We start from the raw sequence: 22320 nt of genomic DNA on the forward strand, positions 1-22320 counted from the left end.
CTTCAGTTTCCTTTGAAAATCAGCGCCGCGCCCGCGATAATCAGCGCAAAGCCCGCCAGTTGCGCCAGCCCCGGCTTTTGCCCGAACAGCGCCCATGCCACCAGTACGAAGCCCGCCAGCGAAAAGACTTCCTGCATCGTCTTGAGCTGGGCCAGCGAATAGGCCTTTGCCCCAAGACGATTGGCGGGAACGGCCAGCCAGTATTCGAAAAAGGCCAGCCCCCATGACGCCAGCACAGCCACCCAAATCGCCTTGTGCGGCGCCTTGAGATGGCCGTACCACGCCACATTCATGAACAGGTTCGACCCCGCCAGCATCAGCGGGGGCAGGATCAAACCCCAGTTCATCAGAAGCTCACCGGGCCGTCGAGTTCTTCGACCGACCAAGGCAGACCGTGCTTGTTGAGCATGTCCATGAAGGGATCGGGATCGAACTGTTCGATGTTGAACACGCCCGCACCGGTCCAAACATCCTGCATGATCATGGCCGCGCCGATCATGGCCGGAACGCCGGTGGTGTAGCTCACCGCCTGATTGCCGGTTTCGGCATAGCATTCCTCATGGTCGCAGATGTTCTTGATGTAGAACGTCTTTTCACCGCTGCCATCCAGCGCTTCGCCCGTGGCGATATCGCCGATATTGGTCTTGCCCTTGGTGGTCGCGCCCAGCGTGCTGGGTTCGGGCAGCACGGCCTTGAGGAACTGGAGCGGAATGATTTCCACGCCATTGTAAATGACCGGATCGATGCGGGTCATGCCCACATTCTGCAGCACGGTCAGATGCTTGATGTATTCATCGCCAAAGGTCATCCAGAAACGCGCACGCTCCAGTTCGGGGATGAACTTGGCAAGGCTTTCCAGCTCCTCGTGATACATCATGTACATGTTCTTCGGCCCGACTTCGGCAAAGTCGAACTGGACCTTGTTGGCCATCGCCGGGGTTTCGACGAACTGGCCGCCTTCCCAGTGGCGCGCAGGCGCGGTCACTTCGCGGATGTTGATTTCCGGGTTGAAGTTGGTGGCAAAGGCCTGACCATGATCGCCGCCGTTGCAGTCGAGAATGTCGAGCTGGCGAATGGTTTTCAGCTTATGCTTTTTCAGCCACATGGCGAAAACCGAGGTCACGCCCGGATCAAAGCCCGAACCGAGCAGCGCGGTCAGACCCGCTTCCTTAAAGCGATCCTGATAGGCCCATTGCCAGTGATATTCGAACTTGGCCACGTCCTTGGGCTCATAATTGGCCGTGTCCATATAATGCGCACCCGCGATCAGGCACGCGTCCATGATCGTCAGATCCTGATAGGGCAGCGCGAGGTTCACCACCAGCTTAGGCCCGATCTGCTTGATGAGGGCGGCGAGCGCCGGCACGTCCTCGGCGTCAATCGCATAGGTGGCGATATCGACGCCCGTGCGTTCCTTGACCGAGGCGGCAATCGCATCGCACTTGCTCTTGGTGCGGCTGGCCAGATGGATGTCGGAAAAAATATCCGCATTCATCGCCATCTTGTGCACCGCCACCGAGCCGACGCCGCCGGCGCCAATCACCAGAACCTTGCCCATGGGCGAAACTCCATAAAAACGGGCCGGCGCTGATGCCCGGCCCTGATAAATCCGAATGCCGCCATATAGGGCCGTATTGTGACAGCACAACATGCCTTGTTGTCTTGAAATCGTCACGGGCGCGTCATGCGCCCGCAACGCGCCGGTCATATGAGCGCTGGAAATATTCGAGACCCGCCGGAGATCGTCGCAACATGTCTGCACCCTTGCGCCAAACGCATATCATCGACAATGCCGTGGTGCGAAATGATGCGCCCAAACGCGAACGTCTGGCCGACCGCGCCTTTGCGCTGGCCTTTCGCGGGCTGGTCTATGCCCAGATCTGGGAAGATCCGGTGGTCGATATGGCCGCGTTGGACATTCAGTCTGACAGCCGCATCGTGACGATTGCGTCCGGCTCATGCAATGCGCTGTCCTATCTTGTGGCGGACCCGGCCCAGATTACCGCGGTTGATCTCAACACAGCCCATATCGCGCTGGGCAATCTGAAATTCGCCGCTCTGCGCCATCTGCCTGACTATAACGCGCTGCGCCGGTTCTTTGTCGAGGCTGACAACAAGGCCAATCTGGCCGCCTATCGCCAATATCTGGCCCCGCACCTCGATGATGCCACCCGCCGCTACTGGGAAGGGCGCGATCTGGTCGGGCGCAAGCGGATCGGCGGCTTTGCCAATGGCATCTACAAGCGCGGATTGCTGGGCAATTTCATCGGCATGGCCCATTTCGTCGCCCGCCTTTACCGCGTCGATCTGCGCGCCATCCTCAGCGCGCAAAGCATTGAGGACCAGCGCCGCATCTTTGACGAAAAGATCGCCCCCGTTTTCGACAAACGCTTCATCCGCTGGCTGACCAACCAGCCCGCCAGCCTGTTTGGCCTTGGCATTCCCCCGGCGCAATTCGACGCGCTGGCCGGCGATCAGCGTATGGCCCATGTGCTGCGCGCCCGCCTTGAAAAGCTGGCCTGTGACTTTGCCGTGAGCGAAAACTACTTCGCATGGCAGGCCTTCAACCGCGGCTATGGCAAGGGGCTGGACGCGCCGCTGCCGCCCTATCTCCAGCCCGCCAATTATGAAGCGGTGCGCGCGCGCGTTGACCGCATCGACTGGCGCCACGTCAATTTCACCGACCATCTGCGCGAACAGGCCGACGCCAGCCTCGACCGTTACATCCTGCTGGACGCGCAGGACTGGATGAGCGACGCGCAATTGACCGACCTGTGGCAACAGATCACCCGCACCGCGCGCTCCGGCGCGCGCGTCCTGTTCCGCACGGCAGCCGAGGAAACGCTGCTGCCCGGCCGCGTGCCTGACGCCATCCTCTCGCGCTGGGATTACAGCGAGGCCGAAGCGCGCAGCTTGATCCGCGCCGACCGCTCCTCGATCTATGGCGGCCTCCACCTCTATCGCTTCAAGGGATGATCCCCATGGCTACCGCACCTGCTCTTGAAACCCATGGCGATCTGATGGACAGCGTCTATCGCTGGCAGCGCCATATCTATGATGTCACGCGTAAATATTTCCTGTTTGGGCGCGACCGGCTGATCCGGGGCTTGCGTATGCCCTATGGCAGCGCGGTGCTCGAAGTGGGCTGCGGCACGGGGCGCAACCTCTCGCTGGTGCGCGAACTGTGGCCCAAGACGCAGATCCATGGACTGGATATTTCTCCCCTGATGCTGGAAACCGCGCAGGACCGGCTGGGCGCCCGCGCGCGTCTGGCCGTGGGCGATGCCTGCAAATTTGATGCGCAGGACCTGTTTGGCCGCCCCCATTTCGAACGGGTGATGATTTCCTTTGCCCTCTCGATGATCCCCGCATGGGAAGAAGCCATCGCTCAGGGCATCGCCGTGCTGGCGCCGGGGGGCGAGCTGCATATCGTTGATTTCGGCGATGCGCGCGGGCTGCCCGCGCCCTTGCGCTGGGTGCTGATGCGCTGGCTGGCGCATTTCCATGTCAGCCCCCGCCCCGATCTGGCCGAAGTTGCCCACCATCTGGCGGGCAGCATCGCCTCGGTGGAGGTCCATGACGGCCCGCTGGGTTACTATCGCCTGATCGTCATCCGCCGGTATCGGGGCGTGTAATGCGCCCCGGCCCGAATTAATCGCGCAAAAACAGGCTGGCGAGTTCCACATGCGTGGTCCAGCGGAATTGCCCCACCGGGCGCAATTCGGCCAGACGATAGCCGCCCTCGATCAATTGCGCCGCATCGCGGGCCCAGCTTGACGGGTTGCAGCTGATATAGACCACGCGCTTGACCGTGCTGGCGGCGATGCGCCCCACCTGTTCGCGCGCGCCCGCACGCGGCGGGTCCAGCACCACCGCGCCAAAGCGGTTCAGTTCATCAGGCATCAACGGATTGCGGAACAGGTCGCGATGCAGCGGATGGACGATCAGCCCAGACCGCCCCGCCGCCGACTTGCAGGCAAGGAAAGCGGCCTGATCGGCCTCTGCCGCCAAAACCTTCGATCCGGCCTTGGCCAATGCGAAGGCGAAAGTTCCCAGCCCGGCGAACAGATCGGCCACCGGTGAGACGCCCTTGAGCCATTCCACCGCCGCGCCGACCAGCGCCTGCTCGCCATCCAGCGTGGCCTGAAGGAAGGCGCCGGGCGGCAAAGGCACCTCGACACCGGACAGATTGACCGTCACGCCATCGGGTTCCCACAGGCTTTCCGGGCCATAGCCCTGATCGAGGCTGAGCCGGGCCAGTCCATTGTCGCGGGCAAAATCGAGCATCGCCTCGGTCTGCTGCAGACCCTCGACCGTCAGACCTTTGAGTGCGACATCCACGCCCTGACTGGCCAGCGTCAGGTCCACTTCCACGGCAAAGCGCCCATCGCGCCGCGCCAGCAATTTGCGCAAAGGCCCCAGCACCGCCACCAGTTCGGGCGCCAGCACCGGGCATTCCTTCAGATCGACCAGCTTGTGCGATCCGCCCTCGGAATAGCCCAGAGCGATGGCGCCGCCCACCCGCGCCGCGCGGAGCGAAGCGCGCCGCCGCGATCCGGCGGGCGAGAGATGGGTGGGTGCCAAAATCTCAGGCTCCATCCCCTGCCCGCGCGCGGCATGGACCACCCGGTCGCGCACGAAATCGGACAGGGCCTCATCGCCCACATGCTGAAGCGTGCAGCCCCCGCAGGTGCCGTAATGGCGGCAGGCGGGCGCAGCATAATGAGGCCCGCGTGCAATCGAGCCATCGGCAAGCAACACATCCCCCGGCGCAGCCCCGGCCACATAGGCCCCGCTGGCGGTTATGCCATCGCCCTTGGCGGCAATGCGCAGGATCGGATCGTCACTCATACTGGCCCCTTAACTCTGGAGGCAGGCCCGATAAGCCTTTGCGATGGATTTGGCCAGTTCTCCGGCAGAAAAAGGCGGCGGGGTGATCCGCGCCGCCTCACCATGCAGCCAGACGCCTTCGCAGGCCGCCGCAAAACGTTCGGCCCCCGTGGCCAGCCTGCTGGCAATTGCGCCCGCCAACACATCGCCCGTCCCCGCCGTGGAAAGCCAGCTTGATGCGCGCGCCGCCGCCGCCCAGCGGCCATCAGGCGCGGCCACAATCGTGTCCGGCCCCTTGGCCACGATCACCATCCCGCTGGCCTGCGCCAGATTGCGCGCGCGCGTGATCTTGTCCTCGCCCCGGCTGTCAAAATGACGCTCCAGCACGGCCAGTTCGCCTTCATGCGGCGTGGCAATTGTGGCCGCCATACCTTTGGAAAGCAGATGGCATCCATCGGCATCCAGCACCGTGGGCCGCCCCGCCCCCAGCGCATCGGCCAGCAGGAAATGCGCCCCCGCATCGCGCCCCAGCCCCGGCCCGACCAGCAGCGCGCCGATCCGTTCATCGGAAAAATCCGCCCGCGCGCAGACCAGATCCATCGGCACCGGTATCGGCACTGCGAGGGGCGCATCGCAAAGCACTTTGACATAACCCGCGCCCGCGCCCTGCGCCGCCGTGGCCGCCAAAACCGCCGCGCCCGGCATCGCGCCCGCCACCACGCCCAGCAGCCCGCGCCGGTACTTATGCGTATCGGCCGCCGGAGCATCAAACCGGGGCCGCCCGATCACCTGCCCCGCATCCTCCCCCACGCCGCAGCCGATATCGACCAGCCGCAATTCCCCCATCCGCGCCATCGCAGGCATCAGGAAATGCGCGGGCTTCCACGCGCCCAGCGCTATCGTCAGGTGATAATCGGGCAGGCCGTCATTCAACGCCACGCCCGTATCGGTAGCCACGCCGCTGGGCAGATCGACAGCGATCCGTTTGCCATGCCTCGCCGCCAATCCGGCCAGCAACCCCAGATCCGCCTCGCCCAGCCCACGCGTCAGCCCGGTGCCGAACAGACAATCGACCAGCAGATCGCCATCCACTGGGCCATCCGAAACCGCGCCGGAATAAAGCGACCGCGCCAATCGCGCCGCATCCGTGCTCGGCTCTGCGGCGGAGACCACGAGCACATGGCCGCCCCGCCGCCGGATCGCCTCGGCAATCACCCAGCCGTCACCGCCATTGTTACCCGGCCCGGTCAGTACCGTGACCCGGCGCAGCGGCCCGGCGACGCGCCAGACATAGTCCGCCGCCCCGTTCCCCGCGCGCTGCATCAGTTCATCCACCCCAATCCCGCCCGCCATCAGCGCGCCTTCGGCGGCGCGCATCTGCTCGGCGGACAGGATCTGGCCCAATGCGGTCATTTCAGTTGCGAAAGATCCCGCACCGCGCCCTTGGCCGCGCTGGTGGTCATCGCGGCATAGGCCTTCAATGCGGTCGAAACCTTGCGCGGGCGGTCCTTGGCGGGTTTCCAGCCCTTGGCTTCCTGCGCGGCGCGGCGCTGCGCCAGCACTTCGTCGGAAACGGCAAGGTTGATCGTGCGACCGGGGATGTCGATCTCGATCACATCGCCCGTTTCCACCAGACCGATCGCGCCGCCTTCGGCCGCCTCGGGCGAGGCATGGCCGATCGACAGGCCCGAGGTGCCGCCCGAAAAACGGCCATCGGTGATGAGCGCGCAGGCCTTGCCCAGCCCCTTCGACTTCAAGTAGCTGGTGGGATAGAGCATTTCCTGCATGCCCGGACCGCCCTTGGGCCCTTCATAGCGGATGACAACCACATCGCCCGCCACGACCTGTCCGGTCAGAATCGCCGTCACCGCTGCGTCCTGGCTTTCGTAAACCTTGGCGGGGCCGGTGAATTTCAGGATGCTTTCATCCACGCCCGCCGTTTTGACGATGCAGCCTTCCAGAGCGATATTGCCGAACAGGACCGCCAGACCGCCATCCTTGCTGAAAGCATGCTCGACGCTGCGGATCACGCCCTTTTCACGGTCGGTGTCGAGCGATTCCCAGCGGCGGCTCTGGCTGAAGGCGGTCTGCGTCGGCACGCCACCGGGTGCGGCAAGGAAGAATTCCTGCACTTCGGGATCGTTGCTGCGGCCAATGTCCCACTTGGCCAGAGCATCGCGCAGGGTGGGCGAATGGACCGTGGGCAGATCGGCATGGAGCAGCCCGCCGCGCTCCAGTTCGCCAAGGATCGAATAGATCCCGCCCGCGCGGTGGACGTCTTCCATATGCACATCATTCTTGGCCGGCGCCACCTTGGACAGGCAGGGCACACGGCGCGAGAGGCGGTCGATGTCGGCCATGGTGAAATTGACGCCCGCTTCCTGCGCGGCGGCCAGCAGGTGCAACACCGTGTTGGTCGACCCGCCCATGGCAATGTCGAGGCTCATCGCGTTTTCAAACGCTTCGAAGCTGGCGATGTTGCGCGGCAGCACGCTTTCATCGTCCTGCTCATAGTAACGCTTGCACAGTTCCACCGCCAGACGCCCGGCGCGCAGGAACAGTTCCTTGCGGTCGCTATGCGTGGCCAGCGTCGAACCATTGCCCGGCAGCGAGAGGCCCAGAGCCTCGGTCAGGCAGTTCATCGAATTGGCGGTGAACATGCCGCTGCACGACCCGCAGGTGGGGCAGGCCGAACGCTCGATGGTTTTAACTTCCTCGTCGCTATAGGCTTCGTCGGCGGCGGCAACCATCGCGTCGACCAGATCGAGCGCCACTTCCTTGCCGCGCAGCACGACCTTGCCCGCCTCCATCGGCCCGCCCGAAACGAAGACGACCGGGATGTTCAAACGCATGGCGGCCATCAACATGCCCGGCGTGATCTTGTCGCAGTTGCTGATGCAAACCATGGCGTCGGCGCAGTGGCCGTTGACCATATATTCGACGCTGTCGGCGATCAGATCGCGGCTGGGCAGCGAATAGAGCATGCCGTCATGGCCCATCGCGATGCCGTCGTCGATGGCGATCGTGTTGAATTCCTTGGCCACGCCGCCTGCCGCCTCGATCTCGCGCGCGACCATCTGGCCCAGATCCTTGAGGTGGACGTGGCCGGGCACGAACTGGGTAAAGCTGTTGACCACCGCGATGATCGGCTTGCCGAAATCGCTGTCCTTCATGCCGGTGGCGCGCCACAGGCCCCGCGCGCCTGCCATATTGCGGCCATGGGTGGAGGTGCGTGAACGATAGGCAGGCATGGGACTACTCCGGCAGACTCGAATTGACGTTTGCGCCCCTACAACCCCCAAGGGCAAGTGGCAATGTGAAAATTGCAATCAAGGAAGACTTAGCGCAATTTTATTACAAATATCCGCCATGCGGTCGGCCCACTCTGCCTGCCCCTTGGCATCCCCGATCAGGTCCTGACGGATTTCCACGCCCAGATAGGGTCGCCCCTCGGCCTCGGCATGGCGGTTCATCGTGTAATTCAGCACACGGCCCGAATAGGGCAATTGATCCCCCACGATCAGCCCTTGCGCCTCCAGCAGGGGAATGGCGATGCGCGCGGCGCGATCGTCCTCATTATAGAGGATGCCGACATGCCACGGCCGCGCCTCGTCGCTGGTGGCCAGACGCGGCGTGAAGGAATGCAGCGACAGGATCAGCGCGGGCGGCGCATCATCCAGCAATTGCGAGAGCGCCGCGTGATAGGGGTGGTGAAACCGGGCCAGACGGGCCTCGCGCGCCTCGGGCGAGATTTCATTGCCGGGGATGGCATGGCCGTCGCTGACATGCGGGATGGTCGCGGCCTGATGGTCGCCGCGGTTGAGGTCGCAGACAAGGCGGCTGATATTCGCGCAATAGGCGGCGATGCCGGGGCGCTGCGCCATGATTTGCGCAATCGCGCCAACGCCGATGTCCACGGCGATATGCTGGTCCATCAATTCCGGCGCGATGCCCAGATCAATGCCTTCGGGCACGCGATTGCTGGCATGGTCAGAGACGATCAGAATGCCGCCGAATTTCGGTTCACCCAACAGGCAATAGGCGTCCGTCTCGCGCGCGATCATCGCAGCAGCCCCGCCATTTGCCACCATTGCGGATGATCCGCCGCGATGGTGGCGGCGGCCTCGTCGCGGGCGGCCAGATCGTCAAACAGCGCAAAACACGTCGCCCCCGACCCGGACATGCGCGCAAGCCACGCCCCCGTTTGCCCCAAAGCCGCCAGCACATCGGCCACCGGCGGACAAATGGAAATCGCGGGCGCCTCCAGATCGTTGCGGCCATGCAGGGCGATCTCCCGCGCGCTGCCCATCGGCATGGCGCCGCGATCAACCCGGTCCCACGCCTTGAACACCGGCCCGGTCGGCAAAGGCACGCGCGGATTGACCAGCAGCACCGGGCAGCCTTTCAGATCCTCAGGCGCCGGCTCAAGCTCGGTCCCCGTGCCGCGCCCGACCATGGCGATGCTTTCGACACAGGCGGGCACATCGGCCCCCAGCCCGGCGGCCAGTTCATGCCAATTGTCCGGCAACACCCCCGCCCGCCGCGCCATGCGGAACACCGCCCCCACATCGGCCGAACCCCCGCCCAGCCCTGCGGCCACCGGCAGCGCCTTGTCCAGCGCCACCGCCCAGCCGCCCTCACGCGGGATCAGCGCCAGCGCGTCCAGCACCAGATTGCTTTCCTCACCGGCCAGCAAGGGCGAAAATTCCCCCGTGATCGCCAGCGAATCCCCGCCTGCCTGCGTCGCGCTCAACGCATCGCCCGCATCGACAAAGGCAAAGAGCGTTTCCAGCTCATGATAGCCATCCTCGCGGCGGCGGCGCACATGCAGCGCAAGGTTGATCTTGGCATAAGCCGTTTCGGAGAGGGGGAAATCGACAGGTTCCATGGCGCCTCCCATGGCGCGGGCGCCGCGCGCAGGCAAGACGCCTTTGCATGAAAATACCGCACAGCATCTTGTCATCCGCCCCCAATGCCGCCAATCAGGCGCGCAATGACCGCCCACCTTCCCCTTTCGGCCCAGATCGCCGCCGCGCTCGACTGGTGGCGCGAGGCCGGGGTCAGCTATGCCTACAGCGACGAGCCGCAGGAATGGCTGGACGAGATTGCGCAGGAAGGCGCCCCGCCGCAGGGCGCGCCGCCGCCGATGATGCGGGCGCGGCCCGAACCGCCGCCGCCCCAGCCCCGCCCGCGCCTTGGCGGAGAGGTTGACCAGTGGCCCAAGTCGCTTGGCGATTTCGCGCCATGGTGGATGAACGAGCCGACACTGGACCCCACCGGCGCGCCAGGCCGGGTGCCGCCGCGCGGGCCGGTGGGGGCCGCCCTGATGGTGGTTGTGCCCATGCCCGAAAGCGTGGACGCCCAGAGCGGCCAATTGCTCTGCGGACCTCAGGGCAAGCTGCTCTCGGCGATGCTCCGCGTGATGGGGCTGGGGAGCGACGATTGCTATATCGCCGCCGCCCTGCCCCGCACGATGCCCGCGCCCGATTGGGACCTGTTGCGCAACGAGGGCATGGGCGCGGTTCTGGCCCACCATATCGCGCTGGCCGCGCCGCGCCGCCTGCTTTTGCTGGGGGATCGCATTCTGCCGCTGCTCGGCCACGACCCATCGCAAAAGCCTGCCCTTTTATCACTGATTAACCAAAGTGAGGCGGGACATGGCCGCCCGGAGGCCGGAACGGATGCGAGTGGGATCGCCGTTCTGGTCGCTCAGGATCTGGGTATGCTGCTGGAAAATCCACGGCGCAAGGCCGGTTTCTGGCGCAGCTGGCTGAATTGGCCCGATGGGCTGGACGGGATAAGGGATTGATTTTGCGGTTACGGGATCGACACAAGGCCGGGTCTGCGCGCGCATGGTTTTGCGCGCTTGCCGCATTGGCGTCCGTTGCCGGGGCGCGGCCCGCCGCCGCCAATTCCGCCGCCGCCGACTATTTCATGAGCCGCGTCTCGCGCTCGGCTGTGCCCAAGCTGCTCTCCGAGGATGAGCGCGCCTGGTACAAGGACATATTCGGCGCCATCAAACGGCAGGACTGGGCGCGGGTTCAGGCCATGTTTGCCGAACGCCCCGATGGTCCGCTGCATGGTTCGGCGCGGGCGGAATATTATCTGGCGCCCGGTTCGCCGCGCATCGAATTGCCCGCCCTGATCGACTGGCTGAATGCCAATCCCACCCTGCCGCAGGCCGAACAGATCGCGGCGCTGGCCATCAAGCGCGGCGGGACGGCGCTGCCCACCCTGCCCCTGCCGCAGGCGCTCTATACCCAGCCCAACGCCCCGCGCCGCACCCGCCCGCGCAGCATTGCCGACGGCACCATGCCCGCCATCATCGCGCAGGGCATCAATGACAAGATCAAGGTGGACGATGCGCTGGGTGCGCGTCTGCTGCTCGATGGGGTCGATGCCACGCTCTCGGCCGAGGCGCGCGCGGAATGGCGGCAAAAGGTCGCGTGGGCCTATTACATCAACAATCAGGACAGCGAAGCATTCGCGCTGGCCTCATCCATCGGAGATGGCAGCGTGCCCATGTCCGGCCCGTGGGTGGCCGAAGGGGCGTGGGTGGCGGGCCTTGCGTCGTGGCGGCTGGGCGATTGCCTGAACGCGGGCGAGGCCTTTGCCCGCGCGGCCAAGGGATCGACCAACACGGAACTGACCGCCGCCGCCTATTACTGGGAGGCCCGCGCGCAGGTGCGTTGCCGCCAGCCCGAAATGGCCGCGACGCCGCTGCGCGCGGCGGCGCGGCTGGATGAAACGCTTTATGGCATGATCGCGGCCGAGCAATTGGGCCTGCGCCTGCCCACCGGCCATTCCGCGCCCGATTTCACCGCTGCCGACTGGCAATCCCTTCGCGAAAATCCCAATATCCGCGCGGCCGTGGCTTTGGCCGAAATTGGCGAGGATGGGCTGGCCGACGATGTGCTGCGCCATCAGGCCCGCATCGGCAGCGTGGATCAGTATCAGCCGCTGTCGCGTCTGGCGCGCGATCTGGGTCTGCCCGCCACGCAATTGTGGATGGCCTATAATGCGCCGGGCGGCGCCATCCCCGCGCCCGCAAGCCGTTTCCCCACGCCGAAATGGACCCCCGCCACCGGGTGGCAGGTCGATCCGGCGCTGGTGCTGGCCCATACGCTTCAGGAATCGGCCTTTCGCGCCACGGCCCTGTCCAGCGCGGGCGCCCGCGGGCTGATGCAGATCATGCCCGCCGCCGCGCGTGATCATGCTGCGGCGCTGGGCGTTTCGGGCTCGGTGGGCGATCTGACGCGGCCCGATGTGAATTTGGCCTTTGGACAAGAGCATCTTCAGGCGCTGAAAAACAGCGCCGCCACGCAGGGGCTGCTGCCCAAGGTGATGGCCGCCTATAATGCCGGGCCGCTGCCTGTGGCGCGCTGGAACACCCAGATCCATGATGGCGGCGATCCGCTGCTCTGGATGGAATCGGTGCCCTATTGGGAAACGCGCGGCTATGTCGCCACCGTTCTGCGCAATTACTGGATGTATGAGCGGCAGGCGGGCGGCACTTCGGAAAGCCGCACCGCGCTGGCGCAGGGCCTGTGGCCGACCTTCCCCGGACTCGATGGCGCGCGCGGGGTAAGAATGGCCAGCAATGGCGTGATTGCAGCCCCCGGCATGAACGGCTACCAAGCCACTCCATAACAAGGAGTGCGCCGATGGCCATTGACGAAACCCGCGAGTTCAAACCGATCCGCATCGCGCTGCTGACGCTTTCCGACACGCGCACGCCGGACAATGACACCAGCGGCGACATTCTGGCCCAGCGCATCATCGACAAGGGGCATATCCTCGCCACGCGCAAGATCCTGCGCGAGGATGTGCATACGCTGGTGGCGCAGCTTGATGCGTGGATCGATGACCCGGAAATCGACTGCGTGATCTCGACCGGCGGCACAGGCCTGACCGGGCGCGATGTCACGCCCGAGGCGCTCGACCAGATCATCATTGCCCACAGCGGCAAGCTGATCCCCGGCTTTGGTGAACTCTTCCGCTGGCTGTCCTATAAATCCATCGGCACCAGCACCGTTCAGTCGCGCGCCATGGCGATCATGGCGGGCGCTACCTATATCTTTGCCCTGCCCGGTTCAAACGGTGCGGTGAAAGACGGCTGGGACGGCATCCTGTTCGAACAACTGGACAGCCGGAACCGGCCCTGCAACTTTGTTGAACTGATGCCGAGGTTGCGAGAGGTTTGAACCGGCGTTCTATGCCTCCGGCGGGCAAAGGGACTCGTCCCTTTGCAATCCCGTTAACGGGTGGCGTTTGGCTGGCGGCGTTCGGGCTTGTGCTCGTATAGCCTGCGGAGCGGAGAGCGCGAGGGTCCAGGCCCTCGCACCTTATCCAGACCCTCTAGAACACCTTCAACCCCGCCACTTCATCTTCGCTCAACTCCACCCGAAACAGATCGGCCAGCATCGCGCGCCAGTCCTGCGCATTGGCGATTTCCATGACATCGCCCCGTCCGCCCGCATACATCGTCAACCGCCGCCCGTTGAGCGCGGCAAAGCCATCCTCCAGCACAATCGAGGCGATCCATGCCGTTGTGAAGCGCGTCTCGGGCTTGGTAAAGGTCCAGTGGTTCGACAGCTCAAGGTCGATGGGCGCAACTTCGTTGAGGTTGAAACTGTACTGTTTCTGCCATCCCGGCGCGGTGGCGCGGCCATCAGTGGCGGCGGCGGGGCCCATGCGCTCGACCAGCCATTCGCCCGCCAGAGAGCCGGGCGCACTGTGCCGGGTGATGCGATGCTTCGCGCCATCGTTGGTTTGGACGGTGGCGCCATCGGCCAGCGGTATGGGCGGGACATAGGAGCCGCCAAAGCCCGCATCGGCAATCCAGGCCTCTCCATCCAGATCAACCAGCCGGAACGTATGGGTCAGCGGCGATGCCGGGGCGTCCTCGGCAAGGCCCAGCCAGACCCGCGCCAGCAGCGGCCGGTTGGCAAAGCCCATCCGCGACAGCATCGTGCCGAACAACCAGTTCTGCTCAAAGCAATAGCCGCCTCGCGCGCCCATCACCAGCTTGCCAAAGATCGCATCGGGATCGAGGCTGATCGCGCGGCCCAGCATGACATCCATGTTTTCAAAGCCGATGTTCATGCGATGCGCGCGCTGGAGGATTGCCAAACCCTCGGCGGCAGGTTCGACCGGGGCGGCAAGGCCGATTCGCGCCAGATAGAGCGAAAGGCGGTCGGCATCGGCGGGAATCAGGCTGGCGTAAGGCGCGGACATGGAAGGGATTCCGGATCAGAGGGCAATGGGCATCCGTTTAGTCGGCGCGGGGCGCAATAGCCAGCGCTTGCGCATTTGTTCTTTTTATGTTCTTTATGGGCGATGGTTTCGCCTCCCCCTCCCCGCGGCCGGGCTGCGCAAAGCAGCGCTCTCTCCACCCGCTTTGCCCTGCCCGGACGTGAGGCGGATGGGGATTGGCTGGACGCCATGGAGGATGTCGATGGCGGCCCACCGCCCCTACGCACCACCGTGAACGAGGAGGCTGCGCGCAAGATCATCTCGCGCAACAAGTCGCCAGATGTGCCCTTCGACCGCTCGATCAACGCCTATCGCGGGTGTGAGCATGGCTGCATCTATTGCTATGCGCGGCCAACCCACGCCTATCTAGACCTCTCGCCGGGGCTGGATTTTGAAAGCCGCCTGTTTGCCAAGCCTGAGGCGGCAAAGTTGCTGCGGCGGGAACTGGGCGCGCGCGGCTATTCGCCCGCGCCAATTGCCATGGGGACGAACACCGATCCCTATCAGCCGATCGAGGCGCGCTATCGCCTGACCCGGCAGATATTGGAGGTTTGCCTCGAAACGCGCCATCCTGTGACAATCACCACCAAATCGGATCGCATCCTGCATGATCTCGACCTCTTGGCCGAACTCGCGCGGCATCGGCTGACGGCAGTGGCGGTTTCGGTGACTTCGCTTGATGCGCGGCTGTCCCGCAGCCTAGAACCGCGCGCGGCCAGTCCGGCCAAGCGGCTGGATGCGATTGAAAAGTTAAGCGCGGCGGGCGTGCCGGTCTGGGTCAATGTCTCGCCCATCGTGCCCGCGATCACCGAGGAATGGATCGAGCGCATTCTGGAGGCCGCCGCCGCGCGCGGGGTGCGCGGGGCAAGCTGGATCATGCTGCGCCTGCCCCATGAGGTCGCACCGCTGTTTCGCGAATGGCTGGCAGCGCATTTCCCCGACCGCGCGGACAAGGTCATGCATATCGTGCAATCCCTGCGCGGCGGGGCCGATTATCAGAGCGATTTCTTTACCCGGATGAAGCCGCAGGGCGTCTGGGCCGACCTGATCCGCGCGCGCTTTCGCATTGCCAAGGCGCGATTGGGCCTTGGCGACCATCGCGCCGATCTGGACATCGCCCAGTTCCGCCCGCCGCGCCGCGATGGGCAAATGACGCTGTTCTGATCAGGCGACCAGCCGCAGATGCCCGCCCGCCCGCGTGGGCTTGAGCGAGACATTGGCCACGCCCTCCAGCCCCGCGATCAGATCCGTCAATTCGCCATCCAGCAGGAAATCGCGCCCCAAACGCAGACGCGGCTCCTGCGCACCGCCGGTTTTGAGCACCACCTCCACCGTGCCGAGCCCGCCGCGCGGCAGGATCGTGGCCAATTCGCCAAAGACCTCGGGCCGCGACACATCGAGGCTCAGCGTCATCTTGGCCGCCGCCTTCACCTCGGACAGCGCCTGCGCGCCGCGCACGGTCACGCGCGGCGGCTCCTCGGGGCTGGGGCTGTCAAGCTCGACCGTCAGCAGGATACAGGCGCCCTCCTTGGCCCAGTTGACGAAACTGTCGACCAGCGTTTCCTCAAAGCAGGAGGCCGAAAAATTGCCCGACTGGTCCGAGAAATCGGCCATGATAAAGTCCTTGCCGCGCTTGGTTTTACGCTTCTGGACGTTTTCGACCATGGCCGCCATCACCGCCCCGGTGCGCCCCGCAACCCCGCCCGCCAGCAGGCTGGCATGGCTGCGCGCGCCATGCGAACTGGCCACGGCGCGCCATTGCTCGACCGGATGGGCGGCGAAATAGAAGCCGAAATTCTCGCGCTCCTTGGTCATCTGGTCGCTGCGGCTCCATGCCGGAACGTCAATCAGGCGGATGTTGCCCGCCCCCGCGTCATCGCCGCCGAACAGACCGTGCTGGCCGCTGGTGCGGGTGCGCTCGGCCTCTTCGGCCACGGCCAAAAGCATGTCGGCATTGGCCAGCACCTTGGCGCGATTGGGTTCGAGCGCGTCAAACGCCCCGCTGGCCGCCAGACCTTCAAGCATGCGCCGGTTGAGCGAGCCATAGGGCACACGCGTGAACAGATCGGCCAGATCCTTGAACGGACCAGTGGCCTGCCGCTCGGCGACGACGACCTCCATCGCCTTTTCGCCGACATTGCGGATGCCGGCCAAGGCATAGCGCACCTGATGACCATCGGCGGTCTGTTCGACCATGAATTCGGCCTCGGAATGGTTGAGGCATGGCCCGGCCACCGCAATCCCATTGCGCCGCATGTCATCGACAAAAACCGCCAGTTTTTCCGACTGATGCATATCGAAACACATGGCCGCGGCATAGAATTCATGCGGATAATGCGCCTTGAACCACGCGGTCTGATAGGCGAGCAAAGCATAGGCGGCAGCGTGCGATTTATTGAAGCCGTAGCCTGCGAACTTGTCGATGATATCGAACAGTTCGTTGGCCTTGTCCTTGTCGATATCCGACACCTCACGGCAACCGATGACGAAGCGCAGGCGCTGGGCGTCCATTTCGGCCTGCACCTTTTTACCCATCGCGCGGCGCAAAAGGTCGGCATCGCCCAGCGAGTAGCCCGCAAGGATCTGCGCGGCCTGCATCACCTGTTCCTGATAGACGAAAATCCCGTAGGTTTCGGCCAGAATGCCCGACAGTTTCTCATGCGGATATTCGATGGGCGCCATGCCGTTCTTGCGCTGGCCGAACAGGGGGATGTTGTCCATCGGCCCCGGACGATAGAGCGAGACGAGCGCGATGATGTCGCCAAAATTGGTGGGCTTCACCGCCGCCAGCGTGCGCCGCATACCTTCGGATTCAAGCTGGAACACACCCACCGTATCGCCGCGCTTGAGCAGGTCATACACATCGGAATCGTCCCAAGGCAGGGTGGAAAGATCGATATTGATCCCTCGCCGCCCCAAAAGATCCACCGCCTTGCGCAGGATCGAGAGCGTTTTGAGGCCCAGAAAGTCGAATTTGATGAGGCCCGTGTTCTCGACATATTTCATGTCGAACTGCGTCACCGGCATGTCCGAACGCGGATCGCGATAGAGCGGGACCAGTTGTTCGAGCGGCCTGTCGCCGATCACCACGCCCGCCGCGTGGGTCGAACTGTTGCGCGGCATGCCCTCCAACTGCATCGCCAGATCAATGAGGCGCTTGACCTCGGGGTCATTGGTATATTCGCGGTGCAGTTCCTGCACGCCGTTGAGCGCACGTTCGAGGCTCCACGGATCGGTCGGATGATTGGGCACCATCTTAGTCAGGCGGTCGACCTGTCCATAGGACATCTGAAGAATGCGGCCCGTATCGCGCAGCACGGCGCGCGCCTTCAGCTTACCAAAGGTGATGATCTGGGCCACATGGTCCGCACCATATTTGCGCTGAACATAGCGGATCACCTCGCCGCGCCGCGTTTCGCAAAAGTCGATGTCGAAGTCGGGCATCGAGACGCGTTCCGGGTTGAGGAAACGTTCGAAAAGCAGACCCAGACGCAGCGGATCAAGGTCGGTGATGGTCAGCGCCCAGGCCACAAGGCTGCCAGCACCCGAACCGCGCCCCGGCCCCACGGGGATGTCATTCTGCTTGGCCCATTGGATAAAGTCGGCCACGATCAGGAAGTAACCGGCAAAACCCATGCGGTTGATGATGCCCGTCTCGAAATCGAGGCGTTTGGCATATTCGAGGAAGCTCTCATCCACGCCCAGAGGCCGCAGCGCCTCATAATTTTCCTCAGGCGCGGCCAGCGCCTTGTCCAGCGTCGCCTCGTCCACGCCCGGCCAGTAGGGAGCCAGACGCTTGGCCAGACCCGCGCGCGCGTGATCGACCATCATGCGCGCCTCGCCTTCCTTGTCGCCCGCCAGAGACGGCAGCAGCGGCTTGCGCTTGGGCGGCTCAAAGGCGCAGCGCTGGGCAATCACCAGCGTATTGGCCAAAGCCTCGGGCAGATCGGCAAAGAGCTGTTCCATCAACTCGGCGCTGCGCACCCATTGCTGGGGATTGGAGCGCTTGCGGTCGGGCGCATCGACATGGGTGGACCCGGCGATACAAAGCATGGCGTCATGGGCCGCGCTGTCCTTGGCATCGGCAAAATGGGCCGGATTTGTCGCCACCAGCGGAATGTCGCGGGCATAGGCAAGGTCGATCAGCGCCTCCTCGCCGCCCTCCTCGGCCGGATCGCCGGTGCGGGCGATCTCGATATAGAGCCGGTTGGGAAAGGCCGCCTGCAACGCATCTGCATAGCGCAGGGCCGCCTCGTTCTGCCCCTCGGCAAACATGCGGGCCAAGGCGCCCTCGCCCGCGCCGGTCAGGCAGAGCAACCCGTCCGTATGGCCGTCGAGATCGGACAGGCGCACATGGGGATCAAATTCCAGCGGGCGCTCAAGATGCGCCTTGGAAACCAGATGGCACAGATTGTTCCACCCCGCCTCGTTCTGGGCCAGCAGGACCACCGCGTCGATCTGGGGCGCGGATGGCAGCACGCCGCCGCCATCCCCGCTGGGCCGCGCAATGGAAAGCAGCGTGCCGATGATCGGCTGGACGCCCAAGTCCTTGCACGCCCCCGCAAAGGCAGGCGCGCAGTAAAGCCCATTGCGGTCCGTCACCGCCATGGCGGGAAAATTGTGCTTCTTCGCCAGTTTGGCCATGGCCTTGGGGTCAATGGCGCCATCCAGCATGGTAAAGCTGGAATAGACATGCAGCGGGACGAAGGAAGAATGTGCCATGATCAGATCCCTAGGGCGCAGGGGGCCTTGGCATCAATCAGACCCTTCAGGATATGCGGACAAGCCTGTGGCCAATGCTGTGGACAATTCAGAGGATATTCTCGATGGCCCCGGCAATCGCCTCCGGCTTGACGTTGGGGGCAAACCGGCGCACCACGCGGCCGTCGCGCCCGATCAGGAATTTGGTAAAATTCCATTTGATCTTTTTCGTGCCCAAAATCCCCGGCGCGCTTTCTTTCAGCCAGTTCCACAAAGGATCGGCATCCGGCCCGTTGACCTCGACCTTGCCCATCAGCGGAAAGGACAGGCCGAAATTGACGCGACAGAATTCGCCGATCTCCTCCGCGCTGCCCGGCTCTTGCCCGCCGAACTGGTTGCAGGGAAAGGCGATCACTTCAAACCCGCGCGCGCCATAATCGCGCCACAGCTTTTCAAGGCCATCATATTGCGGCGTAAACCCGCATTTGCTGGCCGTGTTGACCACCAGCAGCACCTTGCCCAGCCGGTCGGCAAGGCTGATCGTTTCGCCATTGGGCAGATGCGCGGTGAAATCGGCAATCGTCTTAGGCATGGGTGATCCCTATCTGTCCAGCAAGGCGTCAAGATGGCGGCGAATGCCGGGCCATTCAATGTCCAGGATCGAATAGACCACCGTCTCGCGCCGCCTTTCGCCATAATCGGGGTCATGCATGACCGTATGCCCGCGCAGGATGCCGTCCTGTTTGGCCCCGATCCGCTCGATCGCGCGGCGGCTGGTATGGTTCAGAACATCGGTGCGGATCTGGACACAATAGACGCCCAGAACATCGAACGCATGGCCCAGCAGCAGTTTCTTGGCCTCGGTGTTCAAGCCGGTGCGCCGCACACGGGGCGCATAGAGCGTGGTGCCGATTTCCACCCGGCGCGCGGCCGCATTCATCCGCATATAGCGCGTGGTGCCCGCCACCGCGCCATTGGCGTCCAGCACCGCAAACACCTGCGCCCGCCCCGCCGCCGTTTCGGCCTCGACCCGGTCCAGCCAGCCGTCGATGGTTTGGGCTGTGGGCAATCCGCCCGCAAAGGTGTGTTCAAAACCCGTCGAGAGCGCCGCCAGCAGATCATCCCGATCCGCGCGCCGGAGCGGACGCAAAGTGACATGGCGCCCGCATAGCACGGGCGCCTCGGGCCAGTGGCTCACACCTTATTCCGCATGGGGGAAATCGGCGCGCGCATAAAGCTCCATGATTTCATGGGCCTTCATCCGGTGGTCGCCCACCCGCTCGATCTCGTAACGCTCCCGCTCGGGCGCATCGAGCAAGGCGATATAGCGTACCAGATCGGCCAAAGTACCACGCCGCACTGTCTTCAACTCGTCCAGCAGACCGCCGCCGTCATTGGCCAGATGCAGCGCCACCGTTTCCTGCCAGTCGATCAGTTTGGTCATGGATCTCTCCTTATCTTGCGCCTTACCAACCCCATGTGGGAGGCGCGTCATTAACCTTCAAGCGGTTTGTTCAGAATTGGCCTGCCGCTCATCATGCAGGCGCCCTTCGTGCAGACGCAAGACACGGTCCATACGCAGCGCCAGCCGTTCATTATGCGTGGCGATCAGCGCCGCCGCCCCGCTTTCGCGCACCAGACGCAGGAATTCGTCGAACACACGGTCGGCGGTCGCCTCGTCCAGATTGCCGGTCGGTTCATCGGCCAGCACAAGACGCGGGCGATTGGCCAGCGCGCGCGCGACAGCCACACGCTGCTGCTCGCCGCCCGACAATTGGTTGGGGCGATGCGTCACGCGCGAGGACAGGCCCAGCGCGCCCAGCAATTCACGCGCGCGCCCTTCGGCCTCGTCCTGATCATGGCCGGCCACCAGTTGCGGCAGCACAACATTCTCCATCGCCGTGAAATCGGGCAGAAGATGGTGGAATTGATAGACAAAGCCGATGGAGGAACGGCGCAGGTCGGTGCGCGCATCGCCATTCATCGCGCTGGCATCATGGCCCGCCACCTCGATCCGCCCGCCAAAGCCGCCCTCCAGCAGGCCGACCGCCTGGAGCATCGTCGATTTGCCCGAGCCCGATGGACCCAGCAGCGCGACGATCTCGCCCGGCATGATCGACAGGTCGATGCCTTTCAAAACCTCAATCCGCACTCCGCCCTGTTCAAAGGCACGCGTCAGGCCGGTCAGTTTCAGAACCTCATTCATAACGCAGCACCTGCACCGGGTCCGTGCTCGCCGCCTTGAACGCGGGGAACAGCGTGAACACAAACGAAAGGCCCAGCGCCATGGCGACAATCCCGATCACCTCAACCGGATCGGACCGGCTGGGCAATTCGGTCAGAAAGCGGATCTTGGGGTCCCACAATTGCTGCCCCGTGACCAGTTGCACGAAATTGAGCACATTCTGGCGATAGAACAGGAAGGTGAAGCCCAGCACCAGCCCCGCCCCGGTCCCCAGCGAACCGATCACCGCGCCGATGGTCAGGAAGATCTTCATGATAGAGCGCCGCGAGGCCCCCATCGTGCGCATGATCGCAATGTCGCGCGTTTTGGCGCGCACCAGCATGATCAGGCTGGACAGGATATTGAACGAGGCGACCAGCACGATCAGCGAGAGCACCACAAAGGTCACCACCCGGTCCACCGCCAGCGCATCGAACAATTGCGCGTTGATCGTTTTCCAGTCGGTGATCGTCGCTTGGCCCGCCAGTTTCTTGCCCAAGGGCGCCAGCATTTCGGCGGCCTTGTCGGCATTGTCGGTCTTTACCTCGATCATGCCGATGGAATCGCCGGTCAGCAGCAGCGTCTGCGCATCGGGGATCGGCATGATGACAAAGGCATTGTCATAGTCATAGATGCCCACCTCAAAGATCGCGCCCACCTGATAGGCGACCTGACGCGGGACGGTGCCAAAGGGCGTGTCGCGCCCGGTGGGGTTGATGACGGTGATGCTGTCGCCCACCCGTGCCCCAAGGCTTTCGGCCAGACGCGCGCCGATGGCCACCATGCCGCTGTCGGGGGTGATGGCGTCCATCGAGCCGGAAATGACCTTGGGTTTCATCGCGGCAATATCGGGCGCGGTCTGTCCGCGCACCAGAATGGCCTCGACCCGCCCGTTAAAGGTGGTGAGCAAGGGCTGTTCGATCAGCGGGCTGGCCTTGACCACGCCGGGCGTGGCGCGGACATCCTTAAGCACCTGCTGCCAGTTATCGAGTCGCCCGCCATAGGCCTGGATGATCGCATGGCCGTTGAGCCCGACGATCTTGTCCAGCAATTCGGCGCGGAAACCGTTCATCACGCTCATCACCACGACCAGCGCGGCCACACCCAGCGCGACGGCCACAAGGCTGATCCCGGCCACAAGGGCAATAAAGGCCTCTCCACGCCCCGGCAGCAGGTAGCGTTTGGCCACGGTCCATTCAAAACGATTGAGAATCACGGAAATACTGCGCCTGTTTGCTGCGGCCCGACCGGGCATCCGATGCGGGATTTAGGCGTCCGCCGCCAAGCGCGCAACGTGCAATCCCCAGATG

20 protein-coding genes are annotated in these 22320 nt (G+C 64.2%); 6 read left to right on the plus strand and 14 right to left on the minus strand.

The genetic code is table 11. From position 1 onward, the window contains the following. Window positions 1–2: 2 nt before the first annotated feature. Both PQ457_RS08680 and PQ457_RS08685 read right to left on the minus strand, forming a co-directional pair. Window positions 3–347 (minus strand): DMT family protein, encoded by a 345-nt coding sequence (locus PQ457_RS08680; RefSeq protein ID WP_172341392.1) that lies wholly within the window; start codon window positions 345–347, stop codon window positions 3–5. Next, the gene (locus PQ457_RS08685; RefSeq protein ID WP_273616488.1) at window positions 347–1558 is read right to left on the minus strand and encodes a saccharopine dehydrogenase family protein; all 1212 of its coding nucleotides are present in this window, start codon (window positions 1556–1558) and stop codon (window positions 347–349) included. The genes PQ457_RS08680 and PQ457_RS08685 overlap by 1 nt, the downstream gene beginning before the upstream one ends. A 194-nt stretch (window positions 1559–1752) precedes the next feature. Here PQ457_RS08685 and PQ457_RS08690 point away from each other — a divergent pair, with 194 nt between their 5' ends. Further along, the gene (locus tag PQ457_RS08690; protein ID WP_273616489.1) at window positions 1753–2976 is read left to right on the plus strand and encodes a BtaA family protein; all 1224 of its coding nucleotides are present in this window, start codon (window positions 1753–1755) and stop codon (window positions 2974–2976) included. 5 nt (window positions 2977–2981) lie between these two features. Further along, window positions 2982–3635 (plus strand): class I SAM-dependent methyltransferase, encoded by a 654-nt coding sequence (locus tag PQ457_RS08695; protein WP_273616490.1) that lies wholly within the window; start codon window positions 2982–2984, stop codon window positions 3633–3635. Window positions 3636–3651: 16 nt separating this feature from the next. On the opposite strand, the gene PQ457_RS08700 is transcribed toward PQ457_RS08695, so the two are convergent. The 5 genes from PQ457_RS08700 to PQ457_RS08720 form a co-directional block, all read right to left on the minus strand. Continuing rightward, window positions 3652–4851, minus strand: coding sequence for a class I SAM-dependent RNA methyltransferase (locus tag PQ457_RS08700; RefSeq protein WP_273616491.1), 1200 nt, complete (start codon window positions 4849–4851; stop codon window positions 3652–3654). A 9-nt stretch (window positions 4852–4860) separates the two neighbouring features. Beyond that, complete coding sequence (locus PQ457_RS08705; protein WP_273616492.1) at window positions 4861–6243, minus strand: NAD(P)H-hydrate epimerase; 1383 nt, start codon at window positions 6241–6243, stop codon at window positions 4861–4863. Beyond that, on the minus strand, window positions 6240–8081 hold the full coding sequence (gene ilvD, locus PQ457_RS08710) for a dihydroxy-acid dehydratase (RefSeq protein ID WP_273616493.1): 1842 nt from the start codon (window positions 8079–8081) through the stop codon (window positions 6240–6242). The genes PQ457_RS08705 and ilvD overlap by 4 nt, the downstream gene beginning before the upstream one ends. 78 nt (window positions 8082–8159) lie before the next feature. Next, window positions 8160–8921 carry an N-formylglutamate amidohydrolase gene (locus PQ457_RS08715; protein ID WP_273616494.1) on the minus strand — a complete coding sequence of 254 codons (762 nt, stop codon included), beginning with the start codon at window positions 8919–8921 and terminating at the stop codon, window positions 8160–8162. Further along, complete coding sequence (locus PQ457_RS08720; RefSeq protein WP_273616495.1) at window positions 8891–9718, minus strand: 4-(cytidine 5'-diphospho)-2-C-methyl-D-erythritol kinase; 828 nt, start codon at window positions 9716–9718, stop codon at window positions 8891–8893. Before PQ457_RS08720 ends, PQ457_RS08715 begins: the two co-directional genes overlap by 31 nt. 105 nt (window positions 9719–9823) lie before the next feature. Between PQ457_RS08720 and PQ457_RS08725 the strand changes: the two genes are divergently transcribed. The 3 genes from PQ457_RS08725 to PQ457_RS08735 all read left to right on the plus strand — a co-directional run bounded on the left by PQ457_RS08725 (window position 9824) and on the right by PQ457_RS08735 (window position 13034). After that, on the plus strand, window positions 9824–10639 hold the full coding sequence (locus PQ457_RS08725; RefSeq protein ID WP_273616496.1) for a uracil-DNA glycosylase family protein: 816 nt from the start codon (window positions 9824–9826) through the stop codon (window positions 10637–10639). 125 nt (window positions 10640–10764) lie between these two features. Then, window positions 10765–12480, plus strand: a complete 1716-nt coding sequence (locus PQ457_RS08730; protein ID WP_273619287.1) for a lytic transglycosylase domain-containing protein — start codon at window positions 10765–10767, stop codon at window positions 12478–12480. Window positions 12481–12494: 14 nt separating this feature from the next. Beyond that, the gene (locus PQ457_RS08735; protein WP_273616497.1) at window positions 12495–13034 is read left to right on the plus strand and encodes a molybdenum cofactor synthesis domain-containing protein; all 540 of its coding nucleotides are present in this window, start codon (window positions 12495–12497) and stop codon (window positions 13032–13034) included. Window positions 13035–13188: 154 nt separating this feature from the next. Here the strand turns inward: PQ457_RS08735 and PQ457_RS08740 are convergent, their stop codons facing one another. Next, window positions 13189–14067 (minus strand): arylamine N-acetyltransferase family protein, encoded by an 879-nt coding sequence (locus PQ457_RS08740; protein WP_273616498.1) that lies wholly within the window; start codon window positions 14065–14067, stop codon window positions 13189–13191. 102 nt (window positions 14068–14169) lie between these two features. Here PQ457_RS08740 and PQ457_RS08745 point away from each other — a divergent pair, with 102 nt between their 5' ends. Next, window positions 14170–15249, plus strand: a complete 1080-nt coding sequence (locus PQ457_RS08745) for a PA0069 family radical SAM protein (RefSeq protein WP_273616499.1) — start codon at window positions 14170–14172, stop codon at window positions 15247–15249. On the opposite strand, the gene dnaE is transcribed toward PQ457_RS08745, so the two are convergent. The 6 genes from dnaE to PQ457_RS08775 form a co-directional block, all read right to left on the minus strand. Continuing rightward, the gene (gene dnaE, locus PQ457_RS08750; RefSeq protein ID WP_273616500.1) at window positions 15250–18807 is read right to left on the minus strand and encodes a DNA polymerase III subunit alpha; all 3558 of its coding nucleotides are present in this window, start codon (window positions 18805–18807) and stop codon (window positions 15250–15252) included. Window positions 18808–18895: 88 nt separating this feature from the next. Further along, window positions 18896–19378 (minus strand): glutathione peroxidase, encoded by a 483-nt coding sequence (locus PQ457_RS08755; RefSeq protein ID WP_273616501.1) that lies wholly within the window; start codon window positions 19376–19378, stop codon window positions 18896–18898. 9 nt (window positions 19379–19387) lie between these two features. Beyond that, a complete protein-coding gene (locus PQ457_RS08760) occupies window positions 19388–19984 on the minus strand; it encodes a GNAT family N-acetyltransferase (protein ID WP_273616502.1) in 597 nt (198 codons plus the stop codon). 3 nt (window positions 19985–19987) lie between these two features. After that, window positions 19988–20230, minus strand: coding sequence for a hypothetical protein (locus PQ457_RS08765; protein WP_273616503.1), 243 nt, complete (start codon window positions 20228–20230; stop codon window positions 19988–19990). Between the two features lie 57 nt (window positions 20231–20287). Further along, complete coding sequence (locus PQ457_RS08770; protein WP_273616504.1) at window positions 20288–20992, minus strand: ABC transporter ATP-binding protein; 705 nt, start codon at window positions 20990–20992, stop codon at window positions 20288–20290. Then, window positions 20985–22226 carry a lipoprotein-releasing ABC transporter permease subunit gene (locus PQ457_RS08775; RefSeq protein ID WP_273616505.1) on the minus strand — a complete coding sequence of 414 codons (1242 nt, stop codon included), beginning with the start codon at window positions 22224–22226 and terminating at the stop codon, window positions 20985–20987. The genes PQ457_RS08770 and PQ457_RS08775 overlap by 8 nt, the downstream gene beginning before the upstream one ends. Window positions 22227–22320: the final 94 nt, after the last annotated feature.

This window comes from Novosphingobium humi, from assembly GCF_028607105.1.
Lineage (GTDB): Bacteria > Pseudomonadota > Alphaproteobacteria > Sphingomonadales > Sphingomonadaceae > Novosphingobium > Novosphingobium humi.